Here is a 16,751-nt window from a genome sequence, read left to right on the forward strand (position 1 = left end):
CTTCTAAATAAGAGCTTGCTAAACCGTGGGTGTACCAGGAAGTAACAAATGTGGTTCCGGTTAACCAGCCACCAAGGGCTAGATAAGCACAGGGAAACAGTAGAACTCCTGACCAACCCACGAAGACAAAACGATCGCGTTTGAGCCAGTCGTCGAGGACATCAAACCATCCCCGTTGCACTTGCGGTCTTTCGACTGCAATAGTCATGGACGCAAATCTCCGAATATATATAATGACAAGTCGTAAAGAGTCATGTGCTCCCATTAAGCTCCTCTCATCTGGCATAGCAGAATCTGAGAAATTTGATGAGTACAGTTAATGTTTCTTTACGTGTCTTCATAGTATAGAGGTAAATCTTAAGTTCAGCAACTCTTTTGCGTCCAAAATTCAAAAAAGAGGGAACAAGCTCCCCAAACCCCCCGTGTACGGAGGGCTTAGGGGGGAGGGATCACCGAACAGACAATGGGCAATGGGGAGTAGGCACTTTAACAGGCTTTAACAGGCTTTAACAGGCAAGATGCCTGTTCCACAGATCTCAACCCAGAGTTTTATGAGAGTGCAGATTATTCTTCGGCCATAATTTTAGGGACTTTGAAATAGTCTCCCTCTTGTGCGGGGGCGTTGGCTAGAATATTGTCCCGTTTGGCATAGGGTTCCCCTTGATCAGGTCGAGTAATATTACTCATTTCAATGGCTCGTGTCATGGGAGGAACTTTAGCCGTATCGAGTTCATTTAATTGCTCGAAATAATCTAAAATTTCACCCAGTTGAGCCGTAAATTTTTCTTCTTCTTCTGGGGTTAATTTTAGTCTAGCGAGATGAGCGACTTTACCAACTTGTTCACGATCAATTGACATAGTTTTCTTAAATTAATAACAGGTGAATGGGAAAAATGATCAACGGTAAAACCTTTAGAAATAAACATCAATCTTGCTTCTTCCGGTAACTTTCAGCCAGTTTTGAGCTTCAATATAGTTATTGGGTGCTAACTGAATAGCTCTGATCCAATATTCCGCAGCTTTGCGAAATTCTTGTTCCGCTTTCTCCTCATCTCCAGCTTCTTTGGCTTTTTCTCCTTGATAATGATAAATGACCGCAATATTATTCAAAGCTTGAGGCATTCGGGGGTTTAATTCAATAGATTGGTGATAATACTCTAAGGCTTCTTCATGTTCGCCATTACTGGCATGAATTAACCCAATATTATAGAGAATAAAACTCCGATCATAGGGATCTTCTTCTAAGGTTAATGCTTCATAATAATTTTCTAAAGCTTCTGCATATTCCCCATCCGCCTGGGCTGACATTCCATCTCGATAGTAAGCAAAGGCTTCTTTAGCTTTTTGGTTGGTAGGCAGCATCTTGAGAATCATATCTGCCATAACCGTAAAGGTTTTATCAATAAAGTTATCGTTCCGTTGTGATCTCGGCATAAAATTTTAATCTCCAAAGGTTGAGGCGGAGAACTTCAGGATTTGAGGAAGTTCATTCACAGCCTATTGCAATCATGTTACCTTAATCAGTTATCAGTTATCAGTTATCAGTCATCAGTCATCAGGGAGCAATGGGAAATAGAATAAATTCTGATTGCCCATTGCCTATTCCCTATTGCCTATTCCCTATTGCCTTAACAGTCCGCTTCGGTGAGGATGGGATAGGATTTTTGGATTTTTTGGGTGACGGGGGATGTCAACAGAAGAATTTTTTCCATCAACCAAGGCGCAAAGCGGTTGCACCAAACGGCTAAATGGCTTTGCCATCCGACTAAAATTTCTGAGGTGTCTTTATCCAACCCCGCGACTAACACCTTGGCAACTTGTTCGGGGGTCATGGGAACTACCCAACGGAAAAGTTTTAAATCCCGTGTCATATCCGTATCCGTTAAGGTGGGTAATAAGGCCATAACGCGAATATTGTAGGTGGCTAATTCCCGACGTAAGGCTTCGGTAAATCCTAAAATCGCGAATTTGGTCGCCGAATAGGTGGACATGGTGGGAGCCGCAATTTTTCCCATTAAACTCGATACATTTACAATTGTTCCCGATTTACGGTGGGCCATGCGTCGGGCAATAGCATGAGTAATGGTATACAACCCGATTAAATTCAAGGAGATTTCTTCTTGAACATCTAGGAGTTTGGATTGTAAAAAGGGCTTTTGGTGGGCGACTCCAGCACAATTGACTAAAATTTCAATTGGCCCGTGAGATCGCCAAGCCTGGGCGATGGCAATATTAACTTTCACGGGTTGGGTTAAGTCTAAGGCTAAGGTAACGACTTCCACCCCCATCGGTTCTAATTCTGTCGCTAATTCAGCTAATCGCTGACGATCTCGTGCTACGAGAATTAGACGTTTGACGTGATGTTGAGCAAATTCTAAGGCAATTGCTCGGCCAATTCCACGAGAAGCCCCTGTAATTAGGGCTGTTTTTCCTTGAATAGTCATCGCAAAAACCTCCTGTTGAGGAGGAATTCGGTGCAATTTCGCCAGGGATTTAGAATAAAATTTCTTTCCATCCCCGCCTAACAACGGTTAGAAACACCGATATTCCTCTATGCAGAGTTGAAACAATCTTGAAAGGTTAAAAATTTTGGATCATGAGTGTAGAGATCAGTAATGGGTCATGATTAGACAACAGACCGGGCTATCTTTTTTCCTTAATTCCTGGTGAATAGAGCAACATTGATTTCACCCATGGCTCAAATGTCTCCTCAATACGAGCATTGATTGGAAAGACCCTCTATGCACAATCTAACAAGCCAATCAAGAACTTGCAACAATTTTTAATAAAATTTGCTTAATATTACTTCATAATTGATAAATAGACCGGAGTTGTCAGGCTATCTGATGCCTTACCCTGATGGAGTTAGGGAATATGAGTGGCGCACAAAACATTCGGAATTTGAACCTCTGCCCACCCAACACCGGAAACCTTACGCCTGATAAACTATCTGTATTAACACAACGTCTATATTGATACTCTATTTTCACGATTGATCATGCCATTGTCTGATACTCCAGAGAAAACAGTTTTTGATTTGCACGCCGAGGCACATCGCTATATCGCCCAACAGCAGTTTGATGAGGCGGTTGAAGTCTGTCAGCAAGCACTGAAGTTGCAACCTCGCTTCCTCCCGACTTACAGTACGATGGGGTTGGCCAAACAATTGCAAGGAAAACTGGATGAAGCTAAATTTTGGTATACCAAAGCCCTCGACCTCAAACCCGATTGGGTGGAAGTTCATGCTAATTTAGGGACGGTATATGTTCAACAACAGCAATGGCAAGAAGCCCTGCAATCTTATCAAACTGCGCTGCATTTTAAACCTAATCAAGCCATAATTTATCAGAATTTATATAGGGTTTGGATTAATCTCAATCAACCAGAAGAAGCGAATCATGCTTGGTTTCAAGCCTTAATTTTAGAGCCACAATGCGTTTCTCCTCAAGATTATATGGATTTTGGAAAAACGTTAATTGAAAAAGGCAAATTAGATCAAGCTCTGGAACTGTATACTAAGGGCGTAGAAATTTATCCCAATTGGCCCCACTCCTATTTTAGTTTGGGAGAAGCTTTAAGCCGGAAACAACAATGGGATGAAGCGATCGCCGCCTATAATCAAGCAATTAGTCTTGATTCTAATAGTAATCTGTTTTATCAAAGTTTAGGAGATGCGTTAGTTCAGCAGAAACAATGGGAAGAAGCGATCGCAAATTACCAAAAAGCCATTGAACTCAGCCCGAATTTTTCCTGGACATATCATCAACTGGGAAATGCTTTATCTGAACAACAAAGATGGGAAGAAGCCACCCTTGCTTATTACCAAGGAATTGCCCTTAATCCTAAATTTTTCGGTTCTTATTTTAAATTAGGAGAAATTTGTTCTAAAACCGGAAAACACCAAGAAGCTGTTGATTGGTATTGCCAAGCTATTGAGATTAATCCTGATAGCTTTTGGTTGCATTTTACCCTAGGAAATAGCTTGTTGGAAATGCAACAGTTTGAGGAAGCTTTAACTTCCTATCAGCAAGCAATTGAACTGGAACCTAATATTGATTGGTTATACCCCCAAATCGGAAAATTATTTACAGGTCAAAAACAATGGAATCAGGCAATTGATGCTTATTGTAAAGCCGTTGAACTCAATCCGAATAATCTTTGGCTGTTAGATCAATTAGCAGATACCTTAATTGAACAGGAGGAAATAGAAACTGCTATTTCCGTTTATCAAAAATGTCTTGAAGTGACTCCCAAAGCTCATGTTTTACATTATCAATTAGGGAATTTATATAACTCTCAAGGTCAAATTGATGAAGCGATCGCATCCTATCAAACAGCTATTAATCTTAATTCAAAAGTCGCTGAATATTATGCTGGATTAGGAGAAGCTTGGTTAAAAAAACAAGAATTAGATCTAGCCATGTCCTACTTAATGGACGCTTTACAAATGAAGCCGGATTTAATTGAAGCTTATCAAAATATTGCTAAAATTTTACAGCAGCAAGGAAAAACAGAAGAAGCTTTAAAATGTTATAACTATAAAGAATTACCTTGGTCACTTTTAGAACAATACTGTTCTATTAATCCTGATCAATTGATTACATCAGACTTTAGTTCTCATGTGACTTATATTCCCGTTTATCCAGCTAGTCAAATTTCTCTAAACCCCTCTCGAACAATTGCTCAATTTCATCCCGGCTTTATTTTTGGTCAAGCTGAAACTCGAAATGCTTTTGTCGTGATATTAGAGAATGGGAAAGTCTGGGGAGATTCAGCGACCAGTGCAATTATGACTGCACAAAATGAATTACTCACTGATATTTCAACCGGATGCGCTGAATTGGTTTTATCCTCTAATAAATTACCCCCAGCCTATAAAATTGATGGAACGGTTGCCTTTTTATCCGTGCAATGGGGAGAAGCATTTTATCATTGGTTGTATGATGTTTTACCGGGTATTCATTTGATTCAAGAAAGCGGTATTTCCTTAGATAGTATTGATTATTTCGTTTTCAATAGTTATCGTTCTCCCTATCAAAAGCAAACCTTACAAAAATTAGGTATTCCAGAATCCAAAATTATCGAAAGTCGTTATCAACCTTATATTCAAGCTCAAAAAATTATTGTTCCCGCGCCTAATTTTTTCCATAATTCAACAGCAACTTCTCCTTGGATTTGCAAATTCCTAAAACAACAATTTGTTTCTCAAGATTTTCAGAAAATCTCTACAAACCGTCGCATCTATATTAGTCGAGAACAAGCAAGTTACCGTCATCTGGTGAATCAAGATGAGTTACTTAAACGTTTAGAACCCTTGAACTTTGAGAGCGTTGTACTAGAATCTTTAACGATTTCTGAACAAGCCGAATTAATGGCTAGTGCGTCAGTGGTTTTAACTCCCCATGGTGCGGGCTTATCTAATATTGTGTTTTGTCAGCCTGGAACTAAGGTGATTGAATTATTTGCACCCACTCATATTCCCCCTTGTTATCGAATTATTAGTAATATCTGTGAGCTAGAACATTATTATTTAATTGGAGAGCTTGTCGAAAATGAAGCTTTAGATGATATTACGTTTTTAGGATTATTAGATATGCGGATTAATATCGATGATTTAATGTGCTTACTAGAATTAGCAGGGGTAACAAAACCTGCTTAATCTTGTAGATATTCTATTGGGAATAAAATCATGCAGCCATCTGAAACACCAGAAAATTCTGTCATTGCTTTATATCAACAAGCGTCTCGCCATATCGCTCAACAGCAATATGAAGAAGCGATTACAACTTGTCAAAACATCTTACAATTGCAACCTAATTTTGCATTAGCTTACAGTACCATTGGGTTAGCGAAACAATTGCAAGGACAACTAGAGGAAGCTAAATCATACTATGAAAACGCCTTAAACCTGCAACCGAACTGGGTGGAAGTTATCGGGAATTTAGGGACAGTTTATCTACAACAACAGCAATGGGAAAAGGCGTTAAAATATTATCAAATAGCGTTACAGTTAAAACCCAATCAAGTCTGGATTTACCGGAATTTATATACCGTTTGGATGAATCTTAATCAACCTGAAAAAGCACTCGATTGTTGGTATCAAGTATTGATTTTAGAACCTCAATGTGTTTCTTCTCAAGATTATATAAACTTTGGGAAAACGTTAATTGAAAAAGGTAAATTAGACCAAGCCCTGGAACTTTATACTAAGAGCGTAGAAATCTATCCTAATTTGCCTCAATCTTATTATTGGTTAGGAGAAATTTGCTTTAAAACTGGGAAATTACAACAAGCCATTGATTGGTATTGTCAAGCAATTGAGATAAATTCTGATAAATTTTGGTTGTATTTTGCCTTGGGAAATGCCTTATTTGAAACCCAACAGTTTGATGACGCTTTAGCAGCTTATCAGCAAGCAATTGAATTGGAACCCAATGTGGATTGGTTATATCCCCCACTTGGAAAAGTTTTAACGATTCAACAACAATGGGATCAAGCAATTCAGGCTTATTGTAAAGCGGTTGAATTAAATCCTAATCATTTTTGGCTGTTAGATAAATTAACAGAAACCTTGATTGAACAGCAGCAAATTGAGACAGCGATTCCAGTTTATCAAAATTGTCTTAAAGTCAATCCTAAAGCTCATGTTTTACATTACCATTTAGCGAACTTATATCAATCTCAAGGTCAATGGAATGACGCCATCATCCACTATCAAAAAGTGATTCAACTCAGCCCTAATTTTTTTGGAGCATATCCTCAACTGGCAAAAGCTTTATCTGCTCAAAAAAGATGGGAAGAAGCCATTGATTGTTATCGTCAAGCAATTGAGATAAATCCTGATAGTTTTTTGTTGCATTGTGCCTTGGGAAATGCCTTGTTTGAAACCCAACAGTTTGATGACGCTTTAGCAGCTTATCAGCAAGCAATTGAATTGGAACCCAATGTGGATTGGTTATATCCTCAACTGGGAAAAGTTTTAACGATTCAACAACAATGGAATCAAGCAATTCAGGCTTATTGTAAAGCGGTTGAATTAAATCCTAATCATTTTTGGCTGTTAGATAAATTAATAGAAATCTTAATTGAACAGCAGCAAATTGAAACAGCGATTCCAGTTTATCAAGAGTATCTTAAAGTCAATCCTAAAGCTCATGTTTTACATTACCATTTAGCGAACTTATATCAATCTCAAGGTCAATGGAATGACGCCATCATCCATTATCAAAAAGTGATTCAACTCAGCCCTAATTTTTTTGGAGCATATCCTCAACTAGCCAATGCTTTATCTGCTCAAAAAAGATGGGAAGAAGCTATTGATTTTTATCGTCAAGCAATTGAGATAAATCCTAATAGTTTTTGGTTGTATTTTGCCTTGGGAAATGCCTTATTTGAAACCCAACAGTTTGATGACGCTTTAGCAGCTTATCAGCAAGCAATTGAACTGGAACCCAATGTGGATTGGTTATATCCCCCACTTGGAAAAGTTTTAACGATTCAACGACAATGGCATCAAGTCATTCATGCTTATTGTAAAGCAATTGAACTCAATCCGAATCATCTTGGGTTGTTCGATGAATTAGCACAAACCTTAATTGAACAGCAGGAATTTGAAACAGCGATTTCAGTTTATCAAGAAGGGGTTAAAATTGCTCCTAAAATTGATATTTTACATTACATTTTGGGCAATTTATACAAATTGCAAGGTCAAGGAAATGAAGCGATCACATCTTATGAAAAGGCCATCAATATTAATGCTAATGTTGCTGAATATTATGCAGTGTTAGGAGAAGTGTGGTTAAAGAAACAAGAATTAGAGCAGGCAACATTCTACCTGATGGAATCTTTAAAAATGAAGTCAGATTTATTTCCAGTTTATGATAATATTGCTGAAATTCTACAGCAGCAAGGAAAAACTCAAGAGGCTGTAGATTGTTATAATCATAAAAAATTGCCTCGATCAATTATAGAACAATATTGCTTTATAAATCCCGATCAATTAATTACATCAGACCTTAGTTCTAATATTACTTATATTCCGGTTTATCCCAATAGCCAAATCTCTTTGAAACCCTCCCGAACAATTTCTCAAGATCATCCAGCGATGATGATCTTTAGTCAAATACACAATCGAAATGCTTTTGTAGTGACGTTAGACAATGGCAGAGTCTGGGGAAATGCAGCTACAACTGCAATTATAACGGCACAAAATGAGCTATTAACTGATATTTCTACAGGGTGTGGTGAATTAGTTTTATCCTCGAATAAATTACCCCCAGCCTATAAAATTGATGGAACTGTTGCCTTTTTATCAAGTCAATGGAGAGAGGGTTTTTACCATTGGATGTATGAGCTATTGCCAGGAATTCATTTAATTCAACAAAGCGGTATTTCTTTAAACAGTATCGATTATTTCGTTTTCAACAGTTATCATTATGCCTTCCAAAAAGAAACACTACAGAAATTAGGTATTCCAGAATCAAAAATTATTGAGAGTTGCCATCAACCTCACATTCAAGCCAAGAAAGTTATTGTTCCTGCACCTAATATTTACCATGTAGCGTCTGATTGGATTTGCCAATTTTTAAAGCAACACTTGGTTAATCAAGATGTTTACAAAATCCCAGCAAATCGTCGCCTTTATATCAGTCGAGCACAAGCAAATCATCGCCACCTTCTGAATGAAGATAAGTTACTGCAAAGTTTAAAACCATTCAACTTTGAGACTGTTGTACTAGAATCTTTAACGATTGCTGAACAAGCTAAATTAATGGCGAGTGCTTCAGTGGTTTTAGCACCTCATGGTGCGGGATTATCCAATCTTGTTTTCTGTCAACCAGGAACTAAAGTGATTGAGTTATTTCCTCCAAGTTATGTACCACCTTGTTATCGAATTATTAGTAATTTTTGTGGGTTAGAACATTACTATTTAATTGGAGAACTGGTAGATGCGGGTGCAGATCAAACAGAACAGGATCTGACCCGTTCGGGATGGTTGAATATACAAATTAATATCGATGATTTAATCAGTTTACTGGAATTAGCAGGGGTAACAAAACCTGCTTAATCTTGTAGATATTCTATTGGGAATAAAATCATGCAACCATCTGAAATACCAGAAAATCCTGTCATTGTTTTATATCAACAAGCGTCTCGCCATATCGCTCAACAGCAATATGAAGAAGCGATTACAATTTGTCAAAACATCTTACAATTGCAACCTAATTTTGCGTTAGCTTACAGTACCATTGGGTTAGCGAAACAATTGCAAGGACAACTAGAGGAAGCTAAATCATACTATGAAAACGCCTTAAAACTACAACCGAACTGGGTCGAAGTTCTAGGGAATTTAGGGACAGTTTATCTACAACAACAGCAATGGGAAAAAGCTTTAAAATTCTATGAAATTGCTTTACAGTTAAAACCGAATCAAGTCGGGATTTACCGAAATTTATATAGTGTTTTTAGCTACCTAAACCAACCCGAAAAAGCACTAGAATGTTGGTTTCAAGTATTAATTTTAGAACCTGAATCTATCCCCCTTCAATCTCATATTGATTTCGGCAAAAGTTTGATTTCTCAAAGCAAATGGGATCAAGCAATTTCTTTGTATTTAAAAACTTTAGAAATTTATCCTAATTCCCATCAAGCTTATTATTGGTTAGGAGAAGCTTTTTCTGGAAAACAACAATGGTTAGAAGCAATAAAAGCTTATCGTCAAGCTATTGAAATTGAGAATAATATTGATTGGTTTTATCCAAAATTAGGAAAAGCGTTATTAGAAACTCACCAATGGTATGAGGCTGTTATTGCCTATTATGAAGCGGCTAAATCTAATGCTTATTATCAAGAGCTATTAGATGAGATTATTCCTAAAATTATACAATCTCAAGAATTAATTCAAGCAAGTTTAATTTTTGAAGAACAGTTAAAGAAACGTCCTGAAGCGGATGAACTTTACCATATTTTAGGAAATATTTATAAAGTCAACAATAAGATTGTAGATGCAATTTTTTATTATACAAAAGCGATTCAGATTAATCCTAATCTTTCCCAATATTATGCAGATTTAGGAGATGCTTGGTTAAAACAAAAGCAATGGGAACAGGCTATTTATTGTTGTCTTGAAGCTTTAAAAATTAATCCTGATTTTATGAAACCTTACGATATAATTGCTGAGGTTTTGATGCAACAAGGATATGATGAAGAAGGTTTAGGCTGTTATAACGCTAGAGAAATACCCTCTGCAATTCTTCAAAAATATTGTCCCATTCCGACACACCAACTGACTTTATCCCAGATTGATTCTCAGATCAACTCTATACCCATTTATTCTGAATCTAATATTACTTTAACTTCGTCAAAAACGGTTTCTCAATCTCAATTTTGTTTAATGTTTGATCACGCTACAACTCAAAAAGCATTTGTAGCCATTTTAGAGAATGCTAGAGCCTGGGGAGATTTAGCCACCAGTGCCATTATAACAGAAAATAATCAATTAGTTACGGATCTTTCAACGGGATGTGCTGAATTAGTTTTATCATCCAATCAATTAGCACCAGCCTATCAAATTGAGGGGACAATTGCCTTTTTATCGGTGCGTTGGGGAGCAACCTATTTTCATTGGCTGTATGATGTTTTACCCGGTTTTCATTTAATTCAAAAAAGTGGGATTTCCTGGGATGATATTGATTATTTTGTGATTAATGCAGACTATCCAACTTATCAAAAAGAAACCTTAGTTAAGCTTGGTGTTCCCTTGTCTAAAATTATGGTTAGTATGACTCATCATCATATTCAAGCAAATAAAATTATTGTTCCTTCCCCGAATTTAATGTACAAAAATGTGATCACACCTGCATGGGTGTGTAACTTTTTGAGATCAGCTTTTCTTCCCGCTAATATTGGGAATATTACCCCTTATCGCCGGATTTATTTGAGTCGAGAAAAAGCAAGTTATCGTAATGTTATTAACCAAGATGAATTATTTCAATGTCTGAAACCATTAAACTTTGAAAGCGTGGTTTTAGAAACTTTAAGCTTTTCAGAACAAGTGGAATTAATGGCGACCGCATCCGTTGTAATTGCGCCGCATGGCGCTGGATTATCTAATATTGTTTTTTGTCAACCTGGAACTAAAATTATTGAGCTATTTCACCCAGATTATGTTCCGATTTATTATCGATTGATTAGCAATCTTTGTCAGTTAGAACATTACTATTTAATTAGTGAAGTCATTGATAAAACCACAGAAAATTTAACTCATCTCGGACAACTCGATATGAGAATCAATCTGGATGAGTTCATAAATTTGTTAGAATTAGCTGAAATTAAAATAACTTAATTCCTGCTTCTAAAGGTTTAGAACGTTGTTGTATTGTTTGTTGTAAAACCCAAGTTGTTAAATTTTGCCATTCCGGTAAACTACACAGTTGATTCACGGATAAAGGCTGTTCTAAACTATTAGAATAATGAACAAAACTTTCTGTCCAATTGGTTAAAGTTTCTACCGCTAAAAATGGGGTATATTGCCAAGCTTTTTGTAAATATTCTGCCATTTCTAGCGGGAAACCTGTATAATACAAATACCAAGAACTCCAAACTAAGGTACTATACCGCACCCAATTTTCAATTAACCGAATTTCTAAGGGAATATTGGGAAGATTAAAAAATTTATTTAAAACATAATTAATCGATTTTGCTTGAGAAATTCCATCCCGCATGGTGTTGCGGTCATGTTGACGATAACAAACCGTTGACTGACGTAACCAAGCGGATTCACAGCCTAATAATGCTAATCTTAAAATTAAATCTACATCCTCCCCATGAGCTAACCCAGCTTCAAACCCTTCAATTTTTAATAACCAATCTCGACGAAACATTAAAGTTCCCATTGTACCCAACGGTTTCCAACGCAACCACATTTCTAAATTCAATTCAGGAACATAGTCCCAAGGTGTCGCATCCATTAAAGTTTCTCCCTGTTGGTTCACGCGACGCCATCCACTTTGAACCAGTCCCAGTTGGGGTTGTGCTTCAAAAACGGCGAGTTGAGTTGTTAATTTATCAGGAAGAAAAGTATCGTCCCCATCGAGGAAAACAATAAACTCTCCTCGTGCTAAATTTAACCCATGATTTCGCGCGACAGAAACCCCTTGGTTTTGTTGATAAACATAGTGAATGTGTTGAGAATAGGGTTGTAACGCTTCGCGGGTGTTGTCCTGGGAACCATCATCCACGACAATAATTTCATAAGCAGAATAAGTTTGATTAAGAATACTTTCGATCGCTTGCCCAATATAGCGATCGCAGTTGTATGCTGGAATCACAATACTAATTTGGGGAGTTTCTAAGGAATTGGACATAGATTTAATCCAGAACTTGATTCAATGTTAAATGTTAGGGTTGATTTTTATCTTCTATAATACCTAAAACTGCTATTAATAATTCCTCTAACTTGAGTTAGTCTCTGGACAGAATTCTCGTTAACTTAAAAAAGTTCAGTGTTGAGCTTTAGCCTAAGAATCTAGGTACTTTAGCTTAACTAGAGAAGATTTATTAATATTCGTTGATTTGGGACTTGCTACTTATTGTTCTGTTATTATTTAATTCCTAATGAAAAAAAATTCTATTTCTGTTCCCCAAAATCAAAAACTTCCTTGGTTTGAACGGTTAATGGCTATTGTCGCTACCGTTAACTACGGATTAATTTTATTTAATCTCAGTTATACTGATTTGCGAGATTATTATTTTCGTTATATCCCAGTTCTAACCCAAATTTATGATCCCATTAAAGGGATAGAACCCCATCAAGATACAGAAAAATATTTAGAGACTGTTGAGCAGTTAAAAGTTAGTGTAACTGAAACCAGTTTAAATTCTACTGAAACCGATGAAATTTTAGCACAATTACGCGCTCAAAGTGAGGGAATGATCAATGAAAATCCCTTTGCAATTGCTGAAAAAAGCGGAACTTTAGAACGCATTAAAAATCGAATGCGAGATCATGTCGAAAATCCTCAAAATTCCGCTAAAGAATCTTTTAATACCTTTTGGAGTATATCTTATCTCAAACAACAAGGATATGATCAAGAAATTGACTGGTTTGAAAAAAATATTAGTCCTTTAATTGCTATAAACTATTATCGAACTCTCGGAGAAAATGGGGAATTCACTCGAACTTTTTGGAAAATTGATTTACCCTTTGTGATCATTTTCTTTCTCGAATTTTTAGCCCGAACTTATTTTATTAGTCGTCGTTATCCGAGAGTGACTTGGTTTGATGCGATGTTATGGCGGTGGTATGATGTCTTTTTGTTCTTACCCTTTTGGCGATTATTAAGAATAATTCCTGTAGCACTACGCTTAAATCAAGTCCATTTTATCAGTTTAGAATATATTCGGCTGCAAGTGACTCGCGGATTTGTGGCTGGAATAGCCAGAGAATTAACCGAAGCCGTTGTGGTTGAAGGTCTTGAACAAGTTCAACGGGAAATTCAGAAAGGAGATGTGGTTAAGCGATTTTTCACGAATCGCAATAAAAAATATTTAGATATTAATAATATTAATGAAATAGAAGCGATCGCTAATCATTTAATTAAAACAATTATTTATAACGTTATTCCTAAACTAGAACCGGATATTGAAGCATTATTGCGCTATAATATTGAACAAGTCATCCAACAATCTCCCGTTATTCAACAGTTTAAAAATATACCGGGGTTACAACAAATTCCTGAACAAATTCAAGAAAGAATTATTGCTGAACTGTCTAAATTAGCAACAGAAGGGCCACAGGATGCCTATGAAACGGTGAAAAAAGCAATGGAAGATCCCGTTGGTACAAAATTAACCAATCAATTAGTTAAAAACTTTAGTCAGGTTTTAGGAGAAGAATTACAAAAAGAACAAGGTTTTGCGGAAATTCAAACCTTATTAATTGACTTTTTAGAAGAATTCAAAATTAACTATATTCAACAAGTAGATGAATCTAACTTTGAACAAGTTCTCGCCCAATTACATGAACAAAGACGATTAGCAGAAACCGATTAAATGTTGTCCTTGTCAACGGTTATCCGTCAACCGACAACCGACAATACTCCTGACAATTGCCTTCACTGTAAGCTAAACTAGAAGAAGAGGCGAACCCAAAAGGTTCGTCTTTGGCTTCTGGGAGGACACTGTTTCACGCGCAGAGTGGGTGAAGCCCACTTTTTTCATGTCAGTGTAACGCCAGAACTTCTGTAGACTCTAATATTCCCGTCAACTATGGCTCATCCCCTGATCCCCGAAATTCTTGATATCGCCACCCCCATCGCCCAAACCTTGGGACTGGAAGTGGTGGGGGCTACCTTTTACACCAATCAGAAACCGCCTGTACTGCGTGTCGATATCCGCAACCCCAGTCAGGATACTGGATTGGATGATTGTGAACGGATGAGTCGGGCTTTAGAAGAACAGTTAGAGACGACGAATATTATTCCCGATGCGTATGTTTTGGAGATTTCCAGCCCAGGAATTTCACAATTTTTAACCAGCGATCGCGAATTTATTTCCTTCAAAGGATTTCCGATCATTGTCAAAACATCAGAACCCTACAAAGGTCAGACTCAACAACGGGGAAAACTCGTGCGTCGGGATGAAACAACTGTTTATCTCAGTCAAAAAGGGCGACAAATCGCAATTCCGCGCGAGTTAGTAACGGAAGTTTTACTAGACGAAAGTGGAGAGGAATAAAGGTTTTATAACGCTGGAAGTCAATAAATAGAAACTTTCCACTCTGTTCCCTGTTCCCTGTTATCAAAAAATCAAAATTTGGAGGATAAAAACCCTATGTCAATGGTGAGTTTGCCCGGTTTGCAAGATATGATTAATAGTATTTCTCAGGAACGTAATTTACCTAAACAAGCGGTAGAAGAAGCGTTGCGAGAAGCGTTATTAAAAGGATATGAACGCTATCGACGGACGATTGAAATTCAGACTCAATTTAGTGACGATTATTTTGATAATTTTGATGTGGAGCTTGATGTTGATGAAGAAGGATTTCGGGTTTTAGCCAAGAATTTAATGATTGTTGAACAAGTCAGTAATCAAGATCACCAAATTGCCTTAAAAGATGTGCGGGAAGTCGCTCCCGAAGCCCAGTTAGGGGATACGGTTACGTTAGATGTTACCCCGGATCAAGGGGAGTTTGGTCGCATGGCTGCCATTCAAACGAAACAGGTTTTAGCCCAAAAACTCCGAGATAAGCAGCGTAAATTGATCCAAGAAGAGTTTAAAGAACTTGAAGGCACCGTGCTCCAAGCTAAAGTGCTGCGGTTTGAACGACAATCGGTGATTATGGAAGTGGCCAGTGGTTTTGGTCGGATGGCCGTTGAAGCGGAACTCCCCAAACGCGAACAACTCCCCAATGATAATTATCGAGCCAATGCGACTTTCCGAGTTTATTTGAAAAAAGTCTGTCAAGGTTCCCAACGGGGGCCACAATTGTTAGTATCTAGGGCCGATGCTGGGTTAGTGGTTTATCTGTTCGCCAATGAAGTCCCAGAAATTGAGGATGAAGTGGTGCGAATTGTCGCCGTCGCGCGAGAAGCCAACCCCCCTTCCCGTCACGTTGGCCCCCGGACTAAAATAGCAGTAGATACTTTGGATCGAGATGTTGATCCGGTTGGTGCTTGTATTGGAGCCAGGGGTTCGCGGATTCAAGTTGTGGTGAATGAACTGCGGGGTGAGAAAATAGATGTGATTCGTTGGTCACCTGACCCGGCCACCTATATTGCCAATGCCTTGAGTCCGGCCAGAGTCGATGAAGTCCGGTTAGTGAATCCTGAAGAGCGTCGTGCCCATATTTTGGTTCCCGAAGATCAATTGAGTTTGGCCATTGGGAAAGAAGGGCAAAATGTTCGTCTCGCGGCTCGATTAACAGGATGGAAAATTGATATTAAGGATACTGCTAAATATGATGCAGCAGCCGAAGATCAAAAAATCGCCGAAGAACTCGAACGTCAAGCTTTAGCGGCAACGGATGAGGATTTTGACGAATTTGGGGAAGAGGAGTAGAGGGGATGGGGGGACAAGGGGACAGGAGGATGGGGGGACGGGGGGACAGGGGGACAGGGGGACAGGGGGAGGGTGGGGAGTAATGCAGTAGGCTTCAGGTACATCTAACTCCTGATAACTGATAACTGATAACTGATAACTGTCAACGCTCAACCCATGAAAAATCAACGTCGTTGCGTTGCTTGTCGCCAGTTAGCCGGCAAAGAAACCTTCTGGCGATTTGTCCGGCTCTATCCATCGCATCAGGTACAATTAGATCAAGGAATGGGTCGTTCAGCCTACCTTTGCCCCAACCCTGATTGTTTAAGAGTGGCTCAGAAAAAAAATCGACTGGGACACGCACTCCGGGCTTCTGTGCCAGAGGAACTGTATCAAACCCTATGGCAACGTTTAGCAACGCCTGATTAAGAAGCACTCACCAGTCAAGGCGATTTTTCTGAAACAACTGCCGATTGAAGTTCATAACCGATGTTAGGAGGTGTCAAGTTCACATTTAATCACTGAATTTAACAGGCAAGATGCCTGTTCCACTTCCCCAGATAGAAGACTGGGATATTCAAGTTAAACCAGAATAGGATAAATGGGCTGATGTGTCCAATGCTCCTCCTTCACCCGAAGGTTTATATCTGCTAACTTGAGAAAAACAATTGTAAAGATTTGAGGGGTTCAAGTTCAACAAAAATTGAAATAAC

General features: G+C 38.1%; 11 protein-coding genes and 1 pseudogene. 7 read left to right on the forward strand and 5 right to left on the reverse strand.

All coding sequences use genetic code 11. From position 1 onward, the window contains the following. The 4 genes and pseudogenes from H6G57_RS19065 to H6G57_RS19080 form a co-directional block, all read right to left on the reverse strand. Positions 1–208: pseudogene (locus tag H6G57_RS19065) on the reverse strand (photosystem II D2 protein (photosystem q(a) protein)); the annotation flags it as partial. A gap of 356 nt (positions 209–564) precedes the next feature. Next, the gene (gatC, locus tag H6G57_RS19070) at positions 565–858 is read right to left on the reverse strand and encodes an Asp-tRNA(Asn)/Glu-tRNA(Gln) amidotransferase subunit GatC (protein WP_190521353.1); all 294 of its coding nucleotides are present in this window, start codon (positions 856–858) and stop codon (positions 565–567) included. A gap of 54 nt (positions 859–912) precedes the next feature. After that, a complete protein-coding gene (locus H6G57_RS19075) occupies positions 913–1,434 on the reverse strand; it encodes a photosystem I assembly protein Ycf3 (protein ID WP_072721608.1) in 522 nt (173 codons plus the stop codon). Between the two features lie 194 nt (positions 1,435–1,628). Then, the gene (locus tag H6G57_RS19080) at positions 1,629–2,444 is read right to left on the reverse strand and encodes an SDR family oxidoreductase (RefSeq protein ID WP_190521355.1); all 816 of its coding nucleotides are present in this window, start codon (positions 2,442–2,444) and stop codon (positions 1,629–1,631) included. A gap of 554 nt (positions 2,445–2,998) precedes the next feature. Between H6G57_RS19080 and H6G57_RS19085 the strand changes: the two genes are divergently transcribed. From H6G57_RS19085 to H6G57_RS19095, 3 genes are read left to right on the forward strand one after another with little or no spacing between them, the layout of a single operon-like run. Then, complete coding sequence (locus tag H6G57_RS19085; protein ID WP_190521357.1) at positions 2,999–5,659, forward strand: tetratricopeptide repeat protein; 2,661 nt, start codon at positions 2,999–3,001, stop codon at positions 5,657–5,659. Between the two features lie 30 nt (positions 5,660–5,689). Then, positions 5,690–9,067, forward strand: coding sequence for a tetratricopeptide repeat protein (locus H6G57_RS19090; protein ID WP_190521359.1), 3,378 nt, complete (start codon positions 5,690–5,692; stop codon positions 9,065–9,067). Positions 9,068–9,097: 30 nt separating this feature from the next. Further along, the gene (locus H6G57_RS19095; RefSeq protein WP_190521360.1) at positions 9,098–11,344 is read left to right on the forward strand and encodes a tetratricopeptide repeat protein; all 2,247 of its coding nucleotides are present in this window, start codon (positions 9,098–9,100) and stop codon (positions 11,342–11,344) included. Here H6G57_RS19095 and H6G57_RS19100 read toward each other — a convergent pair. Beyond that, on the reverse strand, positions 11,331–12,365 hold the full coding sequence (locus H6G57_RS19100) for a glycosyltransferase family A protein (RefSeq protein ID WP_190521362.1): 1,035 nt from the start codon (positions 12,363–12,365) through the stop codon (positions 11,331–11,333). The genes H6G57_RS19095 and H6G57_RS19100 overlap by 14 nt on opposite strands. Positions 12,366–12,615: 250 nt before the next feature. Between H6G57_RS19100 and H6G57_RS19105 the strand changes: the two genes are divergently transcribed. The 4 genes from H6G57_RS19105 (at position 12,616) to H6G57_RS19120 (ending at position 16,467) form a co-directional block, all read left to right on the forward strand. Continuing rightward, complete coding sequence (locus H6G57_RS19105) at positions 12,616–14,052, forward strand: hypothetical protein (protein ID WP_242049023.1); 1,437 nt, start codon at positions 12,616–12,618, stop codon at positions 14,050–14,052. A 216-nt stretch (positions 14,053–14,268) separates the two neighbouring features. Then, complete coding sequence (gene rimP / locus H6G57_RS19110) at positions 14,269–14,736, forward strand: ribosome maturation factor RimP (RefSeq protein WP_072721599.1); 468 nt, start codon at positions 14,269–14,271, stop codon at positions 14,734–14,736. A 96-nt stretch (positions 14,737–14,832) separates the two neighbouring features. Continuing rightward, entirely contained in the window at positions 14,833–16,059 is a 1,227-nt protein-coding gene (gene nusA, locus H6G57_RS19115; protein WP_190521364.1) for a transcription termination factor NusA, read from the forward strand. Positions 16,060–16,215: 156 nt separating this feature from the next. After that, positions 16,216–16,467, forward strand: coding sequence for a YlxR family protein (locus tag H6G57_RS19120; protein WP_072721595.1), 252 nt, complete (start codon positions 16,216–16,218; stop codon positions 16,465–16,467). Positions 16,468–16,751 lie beyond the last annotated feature (284 nt).

The organism is Planktothrix sp. FACHB-1365, assembly GCF_014697575.1.
In the GTDB taxonomy this organism is placed as follows: domain Bacteria; phylum Cyanobacteriota; class Cyanobacteriia; order Cyanobacteriales; family Microcoleaceae; genus Planktothrix.